This window comes from Pseudomyxococcus flavus (assembly GCF_050038885.1).
GTDB lineage: Bacteria > Myxococcota > Myxococcia > Myxococcales > Myxococcaceae > Myxococcus > Myxococcus flavus.
Genome location: NZ_CP143624.1, coordinates 7,052,033 through 7,068,080, shown reverse-complemented (window position 1 = coordinate 7,068,080; position 16,048 = coordinate 7,052,033). Strand labels below are relative to the sequence as shown.

The 16,048-nt window shown below is 71.9% G+C and carries 10 protein-coding genes; 6 read left to right on the top strand and 4 right to left on the bottom strand.

Going from position 1 to position 16,048, the window contains the following annotated elements; translation table 11 throughout:
* Positions 1-12: 12 nt before the first annotated feature.
* From VZL07_RS29420 to VZL07_RS29410, 3 genes are all read right to left on the bottom strand, one after another.
* Positions 13-1,830 carry a DUF885 domain-containing protein gene (locus VZL07_RS29420; protein WP_426751191.1) on the bottom strand — a complete coding sequence of 606 codons (1,818 nt, stop codon included), beginning with the start codon at positions 1,828-1,830 and terminating at the stop codon, positions 13-15.
* Positions 1,830-4,781, bottom strand: coding sequence for an SNF2-related protein (locus VZL07_RS29415; RefSeq protein ID WP_426751190.1), 2,952 nt, complete (start codon positions 4,779-4,781; stop codon positions 1,830-1,832). Before VZL07_RS29415 ends, VZL07_RS29420 begins: the two co-directional genes overlap by 1 nt.
* Positions 4,782-4,871: 90 nt before the next feature.
* A complete protein-coding gene (locus VZL07_RS29410) occupies positions 4,872-6,467 on the bottom strand; it encodes a GMC family oxidoreductase (protein WP_426751189.1) in 1,596 nt (531 codons plus the stop codon).
* Between the two features lie 182 nt (positions 6,468-6,649).
* On the opposite strand from VZL07_RS29410, the gene VZL07_RS29405 reads away from it, so the two are divergent.
* The 6 genes from VZL07_RS29405 (at position 6,650) to VZL07_RS29380 (ending at position 14,490) form a co-directional block, all read left to right on the top strand.
* A complete protein-coding gene (locus VZL07_RS29405) occupies positions 6,650-9,922 on the top strand; it encodes a type 2 lanthipeptide synthetase LanM family protein (protein WP_426751188.1) in 3,273 nt (1,090 codons plus the stop codon).
* Complete coding sequence (locus VZL07_RS29400; RefSeq protein ID WP_426751187.1) at positions 9,919-10,134, top strand: mersacidin/lichenicidin family type 2 lantibiotic; 216 nt, start codon at positions 9,919-9,921, stop codon at positions 10,132-10,134. Before VZL07_RS29405 ends, VZL07_RS29400 begins: the two co-directional genes overlap by 4 nt.
* 85 nt (positions 10,135-10,219) lie before the next feature.
* Complete coding sequence (locus VZL07_RS29395; RefSeq protein ID WP_426751186.1) at positions 10,220-10,432, top strand: mersacidin/lichenicidin family type 2 lantibiotic; 213 nt, start codon at positions 10,220-10,222, stop codon at positions 10,430-10,432.
* Between the two features lie 111 nt (positions 10,433-10,543).
* A complete protein-coding gene (locus tag VZL07_RS29390) occupies positions 10,544-10,759 on the top strand; it encodes a hypothetical protein (protein WP_426751185.1) in 216 nt (71 codons plus the stop codon).
* Positions 10,756-12,957, top strand: coding sequence for a peptidase domain-containing ABC transporter (locus VZL07_RS29385; RefSeq protein ID WP_426751184.1), 2,202 nt, complete (start codon positions 10,756-10,758; stop codon positions 12,955-12,957). The genes VZL07_RS29390 and VZL07_RS29385 overlap by 4 nt, the downstream gene beginning before the upstream one ends.
* A gap of 87 nt (positions 12,958-13,044) precedes the next feature.
* Positions 13,045-14,490: an amidase gene (locus tag VZL07_RS29380; protein WP_426751183.1), complete on the top strand. Its 1,446-nt coding sequence runs from the start codon at positions 13,045-13,047 to the stop codon at positions 14,488-14,490.
* 152 nt (positions 14,491-14,642) lie between these two features.
* Here the strand turns inward: VZL07_RS29380 and VZL07_RS29375 are convergent, their stop codons facing one another.
* Positions 14,643-15,764, bottom strand: coding sequence for a hypothetical protein (locus VZL07_RS29375; protein ID WP_426751182.1), 1,122 nt, complete (start codon positions 15,762-15,764; stop codon positions 14,643-14,645).
* Positions 15,765-16,048 lie beyond the last annotated feature (284 nt).

The following is a 16,048-nucleotide window of genomic DNA, read 5'->3' as shown; positions in this document are numbered from 1 at the left end:
GCCTCGCGCGCGTCAGGGCGCTCGTTGAGGCCTGGGCGCGGCGGCATCCTGCTGCCGCGCCGACACCCAGGCCTGGACCCGGCCCTCCAGGATGTCCAGCGGCAGGGAGCCGTCGAGCAGCACGACGTCGTGGAACTCGCGCACGTCGAAGCGTGAGCCCAGCGCCTGCTCGGCGCGGGTGCGCAGCTCCCGAATCTTGAGCTGCCCCACCTTGTACGCCAGCGCCTGCCCGGGCCAGGCGATGTAGCGGTCAACCTCGTTGGTGGTGTCGAGCTCCTGGCGCGGCGAGTTCTCCATGAAGAAGTCGAGCGCCTGCTGACGCGTCCACTGCTTCACGTGGATGCCGGTGTCCACCACCAGCCGCACCGCGCGCCACATGTCGTAGGCGAGCTGGCCGAACTTGTCGTAGGGGTCCGCATACAGCCCCAGCTCATCGCCCAGCGTCTCGCAGTAGAGCGCCCAGCCCTCGCCATAGGCCACGTGGTAGCCGTAGCGACGGAACTCCGGCAGGCCGGGCTGCTCGGCGGCCAGGGCCGTCTGGAGGTGGTGGCCGGGCACGGCTTCATGGAGCGTGAGCGGCACCATCTCCCACAGCGGGCGCGTCTCCGGCCGGTAGAGGTTCACCAGGTACGTGCCGGGTCGCGAGCCGTCCGATGCACCGGGATAGTAGAAGCCCGTCGTCGCGTCCGGGGCCATGGCCTCGGGCGTGGGCTCCACGCCGTAGGGCTGCCGGGGCAGTGTCTTGAACAGCTTCACCAGCAGCGGGTCGATGCGCTTGGACAGCGCCCGGTAGCGCATGAGCAGCTCGTCGCCGCTGCGCGCGTAGAAGCGCGGGTCCGTGCGCATGTATCGGAAGAACTCGGCCAGCGTGCCCTTGAAGCCCGTCCGCGCCTTCACCGCCTCCATCTCCCCGCGGATGCGCTGCACCTCCGCCAGGCCGAGCGCGTGAATCTCCTCCGCGCTCAGCCCCGTGGTGGTGAACTTGCGGGCCAGGAACGCATACGCCTCGGCGCCGTCGGGGAGCTGCCAGATGCCCACCTTGTCCGTGCCCTTCGGGACGTACTCCTCGGTGAGGAACTGGTGGAAGCGCTTCAGCGCGGGGAGCACGGTCTGCGCGACCGCCGCGCGGCCCTCCTTTGCCAGCCGCTGCTGCTCCGTGGCCGGGATGCTCCCCGGGAAGCGCCGGAACGGCGCGAAGAAGCCGCTGTCCGCCGGGTCCTCCACGAGCTGCTTCGCGACCTGCGGCGGGATGCGCTGGAGCACGACCTTGGGGTGGATGCGCTGCTGACGAAGTCCCTCGCGCAGGAGCGCCAGCACCTGGTCCACGTAGGTGCCGAAGCCCTTCAGCCGCGCGAGCCAGTCCTCGTAGTCCTTCACCGTCTCGAAGCGCAGCGTGTCCGCGAGCTGGTAGGCCGTCTGCACGCCCGGCGGCTGCTTCACGCCCTCGGGGATGCCGCCCAGGTGGTTGACGGGCAGCAGGTACAGCTTGAAGCGGTGCTCCTCCACCCACGTCTCGTAGTCGCGGCGGAACAGGTCATGGTGGAGCTGGTCCGCGGCGGAGAGCGACTTGCGGTCCACCGTCTTCAGCTTCGCGAGCACCTGGAGGTTGTGCTGGTGGTCCGCCTCGATGGCCTGGAGGCTCAGGTCATCCCAGCGGCCGTTCCAGCGCCGGTCGCCCTGGATCGAGGCGTACGTGGGGCTGTGCTCCAGCTGGTACTGCCATTCCTGCTGGATGAGCGCATGCAGCGCGGCGGCGCCCCGCTTCTGTGCGTCGGCAGTCTCTGGAAACATGGCCATGAACCCCAGGGCGAAGAGGAGAAGTGTGCGCATCAGGAGAACAGCTCTAGCAGGTCCTCGCGGGTGATGGCCGTCGCGGCGGCGGCTTCACTGAGCGCGGCCTCGAACAGGGCCCGCTTCTTCTCCTGGAGCCCGAGGATGCGCTCCTCCACCGTGCCCTGGGACACCAGCCGGTACACCATCACCGTGCGCTCCTGGCCGATGCGGTGCGCGCGGTCGGCGGCCTGCGCCTCCGCCGCCGGGTTCCACCAGGGGTCGAGCAGGAAGACGTGGTCGGCCGCCGTGAGGTTGAGGCCCGTGCCACCCGCCTTGAGGGACATGAGCAGCACCGGCTCGCCTTCGGCGGACTGGAAGCGCTGCGTGACCTCGCCGCGGTTGGCCGTGGCGCCATCCAGGCGACCGTAGCCGATGCCGGCCGCCTTCAGGCGCGGCTCGATGAGGTCCAGGAGCGACGTCCACTGCGAGAAGACGAGCGCCTTGTGGCCCTCCGACACGGCCGTCTCCAGCGCGTCCACCAGCGTCTCCACCTTCGACGACGTGTTGGCCCGCTGGCCGGGGACGAGCGCGGAGTGACAGGCCGCCTGACGCAGCCGGAGCAGCGCCTCCAGCGCCTTGAGCACGCTGCCGCCCTCGTTGAGCAGGGCGACGACTTCCTTCCGGGTCGCCGCCATCACCGCGTCGTAGACGGAGCGCTCGCGCTCATCCATCTGCACGTGCATGACCGAGTCGATGCGCGGCGGCAGCTCGGGCGCGACGTCGCGCTTCAGGCGCCGCAGCACGAAGGGGCGGATGCGGCGGCGCAGCCCCTCGGCCGCCTCCTGCCGGCCGTCGGCGATGGGCCGCGCCACCTTGTCCTCGAAGTGCCTCCGCCCGCCCAGCAGTCCCGGGTTGGTGAAGTGCATGAGGCTCCACAGCTCCTCCAGCCGGTTCTCCAGCGGCGTGCCGCTGAGCGCCAGCCGGAAGCCCGCCTTGAGCCCGAAGGCCGCGCGCGCCACCTGGCTGTCCGGATTCTTGATGGCCTGCGCCTCGTCCAGCACCAGCGCGTCCCACGTCCGCGCGCCGAGCACCGCCGCGTCCAGGCGCATGATGGCGTAGGTGGTGAGCGTCACGTCGGCCGCCGGGTCCAGCGCGCGGCCGGGCCCGTGGTACACGCAGACCTTGAGCGACGGACGGAAGCGCTTCAGCTCCGCCGCCCAGTTCGGCAGCACGCTGGTGGGGCACACCACGAGCGAGCCCGGCTCCAGGGCGCAAATCGTCTGGAGCGTCTTTCCCAGGCCCATGTCGTCCGCGAGGATGCCGCCCAGCCCCGCCCCGCGCAGGAAGCGCAGCCAGCTCACGCCCTGGAGCTGATACGGGCGCAGCGTCGCGTTGAGCTCCGCCGGCAGCTCGGGCGGCGGCAGCTTCTCGAAGCCGGAGATGAGCGGTGCCAGCCGGTCGAGCCCCGGCGGAGGCGGCTGCTCCAGCGTCTCGCACAGCGCGGACAGCTCCGGCAGCGCGTGGTTGGACACCTTCCCGTCCGCCTGCCGCGCGCTCAGCAGGTCCGCCACGCGCTGGCCATTCTTGTCCAGCCACGCCCGGGGCAGCGGCGCCCAGCCACCGCCGTCCAGCGGCACCAGCCCCAGCCCCTCCGTCCATGCGCGGATGACGGCCGCGGCGTCCACGGCCTTGACCTCGCCCCGCGCGCCCTCCACCTGGAACTCCAGCTGGAAGCGCACGTCGGGCACGCCCTGCCCCGTGACGCCGGACTCCACGTGGAGCGACGGGCGCAGCTTGACATCGGGGCTCACCAGACCCGCCGCGTCGCCCGCGAGGTCGCCGCGCCAGCGCCGCAGCTTGTCCGCCCAGCGCACCATCTCCGCGCCCTGCACCGTCAGCCGGCGGCCGGGCACCAGGTTCAGCTCGTCACGGAGCTGGTGGATGAGGCGCTGCTCGGCGGCCTCGTCGCGCAGCGGCACCGCGCCGCGCAGGTACACCATGCGCCCGCTGTCGATGCGCACCACCGGCGGCGCGCCGTAGACGAGCGTGGGCAGCACGGACAGGCCGGACTCGAGCTGGTTCAGCTCCAGCAGGATGCGCGGCTTCAGCTCGCGGTCCAGGCGCGGCAGGCGCTTGCTGCGGACCTCCACCGGCAGGCGGCGGCCCAGCTCGGGCATGATCTTGGACGTCAGGTCCCCCAGGTGGTCCGCCGAGTACGTGCGGACGATGGGCAGGTGCTGCAGCCAGGCCCCGGACATGGACGTCTCGCCCAGGCGGACCAGCGTGTCACTCGCGAGCGCCACCCCGGGGCTGACCACCTCCTGGATGCGCGGGTCCTTGCTCACCGTGACCACAATCTGGCCGCTGCGGTCCTCGACGACGGCGCGTGGCAGCACCTGCTCGTCGGACACCGCCACCGGCCGCCCGTCGAGCAGCACGTTGCGCGCCGACTCCAGCACCTTCAGCACCGCCTCCAGCGTCTCCGGCGCCAGCATGCCGCGCGTGCGCCGCTGCTCCAGGATGCGGTCCGCCAGCAGGTCGGCGTTCTCCACCTGGAGCTTGGCGGCCTCCGCGGGCCGGGCCATCAGCGACGTCAGGCTGCCCTCCAGCGGCGTCTCCGTCCCGTCCACCTGGACGATGGAGCGGCGCAGCTCCAGCCCGCCGTCCACGCGGGTGAAGTGGTAGACGACGCGGGCCCAGCGGGTGGCCGCCGTCTCCATGGGCGTGTCCTGCTTCTCCGCCTGCTGGATGGAGATGGCCGCGGCCACCACGTGCTCGCAGGGGTCCACCGGGCTGGGGCAGTCACACTCCCAGGCGTCGTCGTTCGGATACAGGACGACCGTGAGGGCGACCGGGCGCCCCTTGGCGCGCACCCTCAGCTCCAGCTCGCCCCCCTTCTGGGACTGGAGCACCACGGCTCCGGAGCGGGCGAGGTTCACGCCGTTGGACCAGATTCCCGGCTTGGCTTCCTTCCGGACGGCTTCGAGCAGTTGAGCAGTGGCGGACATGGGGCGCTGCTTCCCTACGCCCCAGGGAACCGTCGCGCAACGGCCATCCGCGCGCACCGTCGCGCGGCAGGCGTCCGCAGCCGGCCCCGCTCAGGCGAAGTCCCCTGCCTGGAAGCGGCGGACGATGTGGTCCGCGCTCCGGAAGCTGTTGGCCAGGATGGTCAGCGTGGGGGCCGCCCCACCCGACGTCGGCATGAAGCTGCCGTCCACCACGAACAGGTTGTCCACCTCGTGCGTCTGGCAGTGGCCATTGAGCACCGACGTCGCCGGGTCGGCTCCCGCCCGGCACGTCCCGTGGACGAGGTACGACGAGGTGCCGCCCACGACGAGCGGCTCACACGTCTCGGCGCCCAGGTCCTTGAACAGCTCGAAGGCGCGCGCCAGCAGCCACTGGCCGGCGCGGACGTGGTGCCGTGGCCGGTCCAGGTGGATGCGCGCCACCGGCAGCCCCCACCGGTCCTTCACCTCCGGGTCCAGCTCCACGAAGGTTCCCGCGTTGGGGAGGAAGTCGTGGAACACCTCGCAGAAGAGCACGTCCGAGGCCTTCGCTCCGGCGGGACCTTCGGGGACCGGCGGCCCCCGGCCGAAGCGGAGGATGCCGCCCTTGGGCAGGTCCGACACGCCGTCGGGCAGGAAGTAGTGGTCCATCACCGAGCGGCCGATGAAGGGATGCGGGTCCGCCAGGAGCGAGCCGGGGAGCCTGTCCCCGGGCAACCGCGCCTGCGCCATGGTGACGGCGTGGAACTGGAGGTGCCGCCCCACCCGTCCGCTTCCATTCGCCAGCCCGTTGGGGAAGCGTGGCGAGCGGGACAGGAGCAACAGCCGCGCGGACTCCACCGCGGAGCAGCACACGCACACCACGCGGGCCCGCACCGTGTGCTCCCGGCCCTCCGCATCCAGATAGGTGCAACCCGTGGCGCGGCCGTCCGGCCCCACGGTGACCTCGCGCACATGACATTGCGCGCGAACCTCACAGCGACCGGTGGCCTCGGCCCGAGGCAGCAGCGCGGCCTGCGAGGTGCCACGCGCGCCCACCGGACACCCCAGCCCCGAGCACTCCAGGCAGTACGCGCACGCGGGGCGGCCCTGGTATGGCCGCGAGTTGATGGAGCGCGGTGTCGGAAAGGCATGCAGGCCGCGCCGCTCGCAGGCGGCCTCCAGCGCGGCGGCCAGGGGATGCGCGTCCAGCGGCGGCAGCGGGAACGGCGTCGAGCGGGGCCCCTCGAAGGGATTCACACCCGCGAGGCCGGAGACGCCCACCTCCCGCTCCGCCACGGCATACCAGGGCTCCAGCGCGTCATAGTCATAGGGCCAGTCCGCCAGCTCCTCGTAGTCGCCGAAGCGGCTGCGCATGCGCAGGTCGTCCGGGTGGAAGCGATAGAAATAGCCACCCATGTGCACCGTCCCGCCGCCGACACAGCTCGCCGTCCAGCCCAGCGCGGTGCGCAGCGGCGCGGACGTCTTGCGCGTCACCACGGTGTGAGGGTCGTCTTCGACGCGGGGGATGAGGTCCTGCGGCCCCAACCCTGTCGCATCATGGGCATATTCCTGAGACGTATGCCTTCGGCCTCGCTCCAGCACGAGCACGCGGAGTCCTGCTTGGGAAAACTTCAACGCCAGCGGCCCGCCGCCCGCGCCACTGCCGATGATGAGCGCGTCGTACAAATCACTCCCACCTTCCCGCATGTATTTCCTTCACCGGAGGTGCGCGTCACGCGATTGACATGCAATCACGATTTGCCTTAGCTGTATCACAGTCGTCTCCCAGTTACTCCAACGAAGCCAGCTCACCGGGTATTACCCAGGAAACGAGAGGTCGCGTGGATTTCGCGCCGAGGCAGGTCGTGACGACAGAGCCCGGAGCAAGCGTGCCGTCCCGGCTCGCGCGCTGGGCCCGGGCCACCACGCTCGCGGAGCGGGCCGACTTCGCCCGGGCGGCCGATGCGATAAACCGAGACATTTCCGCCGCGGCGCACAAGCGATTGGATGCATGGCGTCAACAAGAGCCATTCGGCCAGGCGGACTGGTGGACGCGCCGCCTGCGCGCCTCGGGGCTGACGGAAGCGGCGCTGCTCTCGCTGCTGGAGTCTCCCGTCGAGGTGCCCTGGACATCGTTGGATGATGCGCCCGCGTGGGTGCGCGAGCTGGAGCAGGCCTACGCCCGGCCCGACGTGGCGCCCGTCACCTGGCCCGAACAGACGGACGGTCGCGACCGCTCCGCATTCCTGCCCCTGGTGGAGCCGCTGGTGGCCTGCGCCGAGGCACGGCTCCTCTCCGCGCTTCAGGCACTGCGCGCCGAGCTCGACCTCGAGCCGCGCCTCGTCGTCTCCTCCCTGCTGGGCCACCTGCCCCAGGTGCTGGCGCCGGTGCTCGGACGCGCCATGGTGGTGGAGCTCCACGCGGCGCAGTGGGAGGGGCACCTCAGCGGGGACACGCCCGAGGCGCGCTTCCAGGACTTCGCGCGGAGGCTCCGGCAGCCCCAGCTCGCACTGGGCATCCTGGAGCGCTATCCGGTGATGGCCCGATGCGCCGTGGAGCGCATCGCCCAGTGGGAGGCGGCGGCGCTGGAGCTGATGCGGCGTCTGGCGGAGGACGCGCCCCGCCTGTGGGAGCACTTCCAGGGAGGACGGTCGCCCGGGGCGCTGGTGGAGGCACGTGGCGGGCTCTCCGACCCGCATCGGGGCGGTCGGGGTGTCTTCATCCTGCGCTTCGAGTCTGGCCTGAGGCTCGTCTACAAGCCGCGCTCGCTGGGCGCCGAATCGGGGCTGAACCAGCTTCTGGCCTGGCTCAATGCCCACGGCGCCACGCCCGCGCTGAAAGGCGCGGCGGTGCTGGACCGGGGCGACTACGGCTGGATGGAGCACATCGCCCCCGCGCCATGCGCCTCGGAGGACGAGGTCCGCCGCTTCTATGCCCGTCAGGGGGCCTACGTCGCGCTGATGCACGTGCTCGACGGCACGGACCTGCACTTCGAGAACCTCGTGGCCGCCGGTGAGCACCCGGTGCTGGTGGACGTGGAGACGCTGTTCCATCCCCTCTCCGGCACGCGCTCGCCCCGGGACGCCGAGCACGCGCCCGAGGCGCCCCCTGTCTCCGTGCTCCGCAGCGGGCTGCTCCCGCAGCAGTTCTGGGGCACGCGGAACAAGGGTGGGGTCGACCTCAGCGGCCTGGGCGCGCGCGCCGGACAGCTCACGCCGCAGGCCGTGCTGGTGTCGGCGGAGCGCGGCACGGACCGCATGCGCTTCGAGCGGCGCCCCGTGGCCCTCCCCGCGGCGAACAACCTCCCGCGCCTGGAAGGGCAGGAAGCCCCCGTGCTGGCGTACCGCGACGCGCTGGCTGACGGCTTCTCGCGGATGTACGGCCTGCTGCTGGAGCACCGCGAGGCCCTGCTCGCGGAGGACGGGCCGCTGGCCGCCTTCGAGGACGTGCCCATGCGCGTCCTCTTCCGCAACACGGCGGTGTACGGGGCGCTCCTCTTCGAGAGCTACCACCCGCACGCGCTCACGGACGGTCTCGAGCGCCAGCGCTTCTTCGACCACCTGTGGCGCGGCGTGCTCACGGTGCCGGACCTCGAGACGCTCGTCCCCCTGGAGACAGCGGAGCTGGAGCGCGGGGACCTGCCCTACTTCGCCGCGCGCCCCGGCTCGACGGACCTGGAGTCGGGCATCGGGCAGCGCGTGCCGGGCTACTTCGCCGAGTCGGGCATGGCGCGCGTGCGGCGCCGGCTGGCGGAGCTGTCACCGGCGGACGGGATGCGCCAGCGCTGGGTCCTGGACCGCTCGCTGGACGTGCTGCTGCTGAGCTCCCGGATGGTGGACCGGCCCACGTATGCCTTCCGCGAGCACGCCATGCCGGGCCTGCGCGACGCGCTGCTGGCCGAGGCCCACCGCGCGGGTGAGCGCCTGATGACGCTGGCCTTCGAGCGCGGCGGCGAGGCCCACTGGCTGAGTCTGGACGCGGGCGAGGGTGGCTGGCGGCTGGGCTCGCCAGGAGCCGACGTGTTCCAGGGCCGCGCGGGCATCGCGCTCGCGCTGGGCTATCTCGGAGAGGCCACGGGCGACGCGCGCTTCACGGCGCTGGCACGGGCGACGCTGCGCACGCAGACGCGCATCCTGGCGGAGGAGCCCCGGAGCGTGGTGGGCCTGGGCCTCATCAATGGCTGGGGCGGCATCCTCTACGCCCTGACGCACCTGGGCGTGTTGTGGAACGACGGCGCGCTGCTGGACGAGGCCGCCGCGCACGTGCAGCGACTGCGCCCCCTGGTGGAGGAAGACCGCGTGCTGGACGTGGGCGCGGGCGCGGCGGGCTGCCTCCTGTCGCTGCTGGTGCTCGGCGAGCACCGGCCTTCCGACGCGCTGTGGGCGACGGCGGAAGCGTGCGGCCGCCGTTTGCTGGAGACGGCCACGCCCCAGCCGCGAGGCGCGGCGTGGCTCTGCGAGGCCGCGGGGAACCGCTACCTGGCGGGCATTGCGCACGGCGCGGCCGGCATCGCGCTGGCGCTGCTGCGGCTGTTCGCGCGCACGGGCGATACCCGGCTGCGGGACGCCGCCATCGCGGGCATGGCGTTCGAGCGCGGGCTCTACGCGCCCGAGGAGCGCAACTGGCCCGACCTTCGCGCGGGCGCGAAGGAGCTGGCGACGGTGGACGGGGCGGAGCACTTCCTGTGGGCGTGGTGCACCGGTGCGCCCGGCGTCGGGCTGGCGCGCCTCTTCGGCCTCCCATGGGTCGACGATGCCGCCGTGCGCGAGGAGATTGCCATCGCGGTGGACAGCACGCTGGCCCGCGGCTTCGGCCGCAACCACGGCCTGTGCCACGGCGACCTGGGCAACGCGGATTTCCTGCTGGAGGCGGCGGCAGTGCTCGGGGACGACGCGCTCAAGGCGCGGACGGACCGCGTCGCGGGCGGCATCCTTCAGGGCATCCGGGAGCGCGGCTACCTGTTCGGCTTGCAAGGCAACACGGAGACACCCGGCCTGCTGGTGGGCCTCGCCGGCATCGCCTACGGGCTGGCGCGCCTCGCTCTCCCGGAGCGGCTGCCCTCGCTGCTGGCGGTCGCCCCTCCTCGAAGAATCATCCACGGTGAACGGCTGGTCACCGCGGATGGCAGTACCTCCACCAGCCTCATCCAGGAGCAGTCATGAGCCAGAAGAAGGACCACATCCTCCGTGCGTGGCGTGACCCCGAGTACTTCAACAGCCTGACCGCCGAGGAGCGCGCCGCGCTCCCCGCCAATCCCGCCGCCGAGCTGGAGCTGGGCGACGACGTCCTGGAGAGCATCACTGGCGGCTGTGGCTGCAAGCCCGGCCAGTCCAGCGCCATCTGCACCCCGTGCCCGCCGCTGCACTGCTACTGACGGGAAGGTCGAGGTCTCACCCGCTTCCGCGGTGGTGGGCTGGCCACCGCGGGAGCTTTTCCCCCAGCCCATTCCAGGAGCAGTCATGAGCCAGAAGAAGGACCACATCCTCCGTGCATGGCGTGACCCCGAGTACTTCAACAGCCTCTCCGCCGAGGAGCGCGCGGCCCTGCCCGCCAACCCCGCGGCGGAGCTGGAGTTGAGCGACGACGTCCTGGAGAGCATCTCCGGCGCGGACAGCTGTGAGCAGTTCGGCAGCTACTACTGCACGCCCTGTCCTCCGTATCAGTGCCTGTAGTGACACCGTGGTAGGGCCCACTCCATGAGTGGGCCTGGGGGGGCTGGCCGGTTGGGGCCAGTCCCCCGCTTTCCCGCCGCGCCGGAGCGCCCGTCCGCTAACGTCCCCGCCATGCCGCCACCGACCGAAGGCCGGACGTCCATCTTCCGCAAGGAGGCCCTGGCGCACTACCAGCGCGTCGTGCAGGACGAAGGCGACCTGCTGCGCATCTCCGGCCGCTGGACGCGCTGGACCTTCGTGCTCCTCGCCGTGTTCGCCGTGGCGCTGGCCCTCTGCGCGCTGCTCTGGCCCACCCTCGTGCCTCCCGAAGGAAGCGTCCGCCGATGACGGTCGAGTCCCCGTCCCCTCCCCGCGGCCGGTGGCGATTCGGCCTCCGCAAGCGCGTGCCCGAAGTGCGGCAGATGACGATGACGGACTGCGGCGCCGCCTGCCTCGCCATGGTGCTCGCCTACCACGGCCGGGAGCTGAGCCTGGAGGCCGTGCGGGAGCTGACCGGGCCCGGGCGCGACGGCGCCAGCGCCAAGTCCATCAAGGCGGCGGCGCAGAAGCTGGGCCTGCGCGCGCGCGCCATCTCCGTGGACCTGGACCGGCTGCCCTTCCTCCCGCCGGCCACCATCCTCCACTGGCGCTTCACGCACTACGTCGTGTTCGAGCGCCTGGGACGTGGCTGGGTGGAGGTGGTGGACCCCGACCAGGGCCGGCGCCGCGTGTCCATGGAGCAGTTCAGCCAGTGCTTCACCGGCGTGGCCCTGCTGCTGGAGCCCTCCGAGGACTTCCAGCCGGGCCGCTCGCGACGCGGGCCCTACCGCTACCTGGTGCCGCTGGTGAAGCGCCAGGCGGGCGCCCTGATGAAGGTGCTCGCGCTGTCCGGCGTGCTCCAGGTGCTCACGCTGGCGGTGCCCCTGCTCACGGGCATGGTGGTGGACCGCGTGGTGCCGCGGCAGGACTACTCGCTGATGATGGTGCTGTCCGTGGCGCTGGCGGGTGTGGTGCTCTTCGAGCTGCTCACCTCCGCGGTGCGCGGCCAGCTCCTGGTGGAGCTGCGCACCCGCCTGGACGCGCAGATGACGCAGGGGCTCCTGGACCACCTGGTGAGCCTGGCCTACCCCTTCTTCCAGCTCCGGCCCGCGGGCGACCTGCTGACGCGGCTGGGCTCGCAGCAGGCCATCCGCGACTTGCTGTCCACCGGCCTGCTGTCCAGCGCGCTCGACGGCACGCTGGTGCTCCTCTACCTGGGCCTGCTGCTCGCGGCGGACGCGTCGCTGGGGTTGCTGGTGATGGGCCTGGGCCTGCTGCAGGTGCTGGTGTTCGCGCTGCCCCGCGCCCGTCAGCGCAGCCAGCTCTCGCGCAGCCTGGACATGGCGGTGCGCAGCCAGAGCTACCTGATGGCCATGCTCTCCGGCATGCAGACGCTCAAGGCGTTCGGCGTGGAGTCGCGCATGGTGGGCAGCTACTCGAACCTCTACGTGGACCTGCTCAACGTGGAGCTGGAGCGGGGCCGGCTCTCCGCGTGGCTGGACGCGCTGACGGGCACGCTGCGCCGCGTGTCGCCGCTGGTGCTGCTGTGCGTGGGCGCCTGGCGCGTGCTGGATGGCGCGATGACGCTGGGGCAGATGCTGAGCATCAACGCCCTGGCCGGCGCGCTGCTGATTCCCCTGTCCAACCTCCTGGGCACTGGCGGACAGCTCCAGTTCCTGGGCACCTACCTGGAGCGCATCAACGACGTGCTGGACACGCCTCCGGAGCGCGATGCCGCGCACCAGGGCCGCACGCCCACGCTGCGCGGCGGCGTCACCCTGGAGGACGTGCACTTCCGCTACAACCCCAACTCCGCCTGGGTGGTGCAGGGCGTGTCGGTGAGCGTGGAGCCGGGGCAGATGGTGGCGCTCGTCGGCCGCTCCGGCGCGGGCAAGAGCACCCTGGCCCACCTGCTGCTGGGCCTCTACCTGCCCACCTCCGGACGCGTCCGCTATGACGGCGTGGAGCTGGGCGAGCTGGACCTGCGCGCGGTGCGGGGCCAGCTCGGCGTGGTGCTCCAGGACGCCTCGTTCTTCAATGCGTCGCTCCGGGAGAACATCACCTTGAGCGACCCGGACCTGGACATGGAGCGCGTGGTGGAGGCCGCGAAGCTGGCCCACATCCATGACGACATCATGGCCATGCCCATGCAGTACGACACGCCGCTGACGGACCGGGGCCTGTCCCTGTCCGGCGGCCAGCGGCAGCGGCTGGCGCTGGCGCGCGCACTGGTGCGCAGGCCCGCCATCCTCCTGCTGGACGAAGCCACCAGCGCGCTGGACGCCACCACCGAGGAGCGCGTGCAGCAGGCGCTGGCCTCGCTCAAGTGCACGCGCGTCGTCATCGCCCACCGGCTGAGCACGGTGCGCAACGCCGACGCCATCCTCGTCATGGACGCGGGCCGCGTGGTGGAGGTGGGCCGCCACCAGGAGCTGCTGGAGCGCCAGGGGACCTATGCGTCGCTGGTGAACGCGCAGCGCGAGGAACGCACCCAGGCCGCCGGCTGACGCGCCTGGAGTACGACCTGGGCGTCGTGAATATCCTGCTTCCTTCAACCGGCCTGCCGCATGGCCGCTGGCGCTCGTGAGGGACTCATGAACCTGGATGACTACAGCCGCTTTGACGCAGTGGGGCTGGCGGAGCTGGTTCGTCGGAAGGAAGTCACACCCGAGGAGCTGCTCCGGGTGGCGGTGGAGGCCATCCACCGCGTCAACCCGACGCTCAACGCCGTCATCGAGACGCGCGACGCCGACGCGCGCGAGGCACTGAAGCAGGGCCTCCCCGACGGCCCCCTGCGGGGCGTGCCCTTCCTCTTCAAGGACATCGGCGTGCACGCCGCGGGTGTCCCCGCCGACTTCGGGAGCCGGCTGACCCAGGGGACGGTGTTCCCGTATGACAGCGCGTTGATCGCGCGCTACCGGCGCGCGGGACTGGTGCTGCTGGGCCGGACGAATACCCCCGAGTTCGGGAACAACGCCACCACGGAGCCGGTGCTCCACGGCCCCACGCGCAACCCGTGGGACATGGGACGCAGCCCGGGCGGCTCCAGCGGAGGCTCGGCGGCGGCGGTGGCGGCAGGCGTCGTGCCCGTGGCGCATGGCAACGACGGCGGCGGCTCCTTGCGCATCCCCGCCTCCCTTTGCGGCATCTTCGGGCTGAAGCCCACGCGCGGCCGCGTCTCGCTGGGACCGAACGTCGGCGAGGTCATCTGCGGCATGGGCGTCGAGCACGTGCTGTCGCGCTCCGTGCGTGACAGCGCGGCGCTATTGGACGCCACTCACGGCCCGGAGGCCGGCGACCCCTACTTCGCGCCCCCGCCGCAGCGCCCGTACCTGGAGGAAGTGGGCCGCGCGCCGGGGCGGCTGCGCATCGCGCTGATGACGGCGGCGCCCATGGGTGGCCCGGTGAGCCCCGAGTGCGTCGAGGCCGCGCGGCTGGCGGCGCGCCTGTGCGAGGAGCTGGGCCACGAAGTCACCGAGGCCGCGCCCGAACATGATGGCCACCTGTTGCACGAGGCCATCACCACCGCCTGGTCCGCGACCCTGGCATCCCTGGTGGCGATGGCCAGCCACGATTCCGGGCGCGAGGCCGGTCCGGACTCGCTCGAATCCAGCACGTGGGCGGTGGTCCGCCAGGGGCAGACGCTGACGGCCACGGAGCTGCAGCGGGCGCTCGGCATCTTCAACTTCGTGTCGAGGCAGGTGGGGCGCTTCTTCGAGCAGTACGACGTGCTCCTGTCCCCCACGGTGGCCACGCCCCCCTTCCCGCTGGGCCTGCTGGACGCCAACGCCCCGCGAACAGCGCGCGAGTGGTACGACCACGTCTTCGGCCACTGTCCCTTCACCGCCCTGTTCAACGTCACCGGGCAGCCGGCCATGTCCGTGCCGCTGCACTGGAGCGAGGGAGGCCTGCCCATCGGCGTCCAGTTCGCCGGCCGGTACGCCGACGAGGGCACCCTGTTCCGGCTCGCGAGCCAGCTCGAGCAGGCGCGACCCTGGGCACAGCGACGCCCACCGGTGCACGTCTCCCGCCCCGCCTAGGCCGCGCTCCGCGGTGCGCGGAAATCCGGGCCCACCGCGGGCCTCCACTCAGCCGAGAGGCGGTGGGCTTCCGCGCCCACGCGCCGTCTTCGCCCCTGCGGAGGCCGCGCCGTGGCGGTGGGCGCCCGGGCGGCCCCCACCGCACACCCCGCTCAGTCGTAGCGGCTGGTGAGCTTCAGCGTCCACGAGCGCAGCGTGCCGCTGCCCACGCCGGACGGGTTGGCGACGTGCAGCTTCCACTGGCCGTTGATGACGCCGTCGCGCGGGATGCCCCGCGTCACGACGATGCGCGCGGGCGGCGTGCCCTCATTCGGCCCGTCCCACAGCAGCGCCGTCTCGCCACCCGGGTCCTCCACCGTCAGCACCAGCCGGTGCGGCGCGGTGTGGACGAGGTCCAGCTCCACGTTGATGTCCATGGGCACGGAGGCCAGCCCCACCACCACGAGCGGCGCCGTCACCAGCGGGTTCGTCGACTGGAGCCGCAGGTCCGAGTACTCGGTGAACGACTGCCCCATCCACGCCGGAGCGCAGTAGCCCTCCACCCAGCCCGACGCCAGGCCGATGCAGATGAGCTCCGACGACGGGCAGGCCACGAACCGGGAGCACACGTCCCCGTCGCCGGGGATGGGCGCGGTGTCGATGCAGCGGCCGTAGGGGCTGGAGCCGTCACCGGGCCGGCCCTCGCAGTACAGGCCCGCCCCGCAGGTGCCGGGGCCCGTGCAGGGGTCGCCCTCGGCCGCCAGCTGCGTGTGCGCCTTGAGCTGGCCAAGCACGACGGCGTCCACGTTCGCCAGCCGCGACAGCTGCACCATGTGGAGGATGGGCCGCGCCGCCACGATGCTCTGCACCGCGGCCGCCGGAATGCCGACGACCGTCTCCAGGTTGGACGCGCTCTCCGTGTTCGCCGCGAGGATGGCGCGGCGGGCCTCCGCCACGTTGAAGGCCACACCGTGGAAGGTTCCCACGTGGCCGTCGACCGGCATCTCCACGCGGCCCGTGCCCTTGGCGTACGCCTCCAGCGCCGCGAGCGCCGCGGGGCCCACGTGAGGCACCGCGTCCACCTGCTCGATGCTCACGAAGCGGCGGTCATCCACCGTGCGGAGCACGCCGTCCGGCCCCTCGCGGAAGTCAATCAGCGCCTGCGCCGCCTGGGCGTCCAGCGGTACCTCCAGGTCCAGCACCTCGAAGGAAATGGAGAACTCGTTGAGGAAGGACAGCACGCCCTCCGCGGCGGGCGTTCCGGTGGCCAGCGCCTGGGCCTGCGTCCCGAGCACAGCGGCCTCGGGCGCGTTGTCCGCAGGCGGCGGTGCTCCGCAGCTGAACAGAGCCGGGAGCACCGAGGATAACGAAACAAACGTTCGAAGTTTGAAGTTCATTCACTCCGTGTATCTCAAGCCAAGCCCGACGCCCAGGCTGACACGTGGACGTGACCTCCCTGTGGATGCCGCGTGAGCGGGCGAACGAGCGCTCTTGGTGACGCAGCGAGCCAAACGGCGCCCCGCCCCGGCAAAATCGCGCTACATGTATGGGCATCCCTTACGCCGGGTCATGGAGGAAT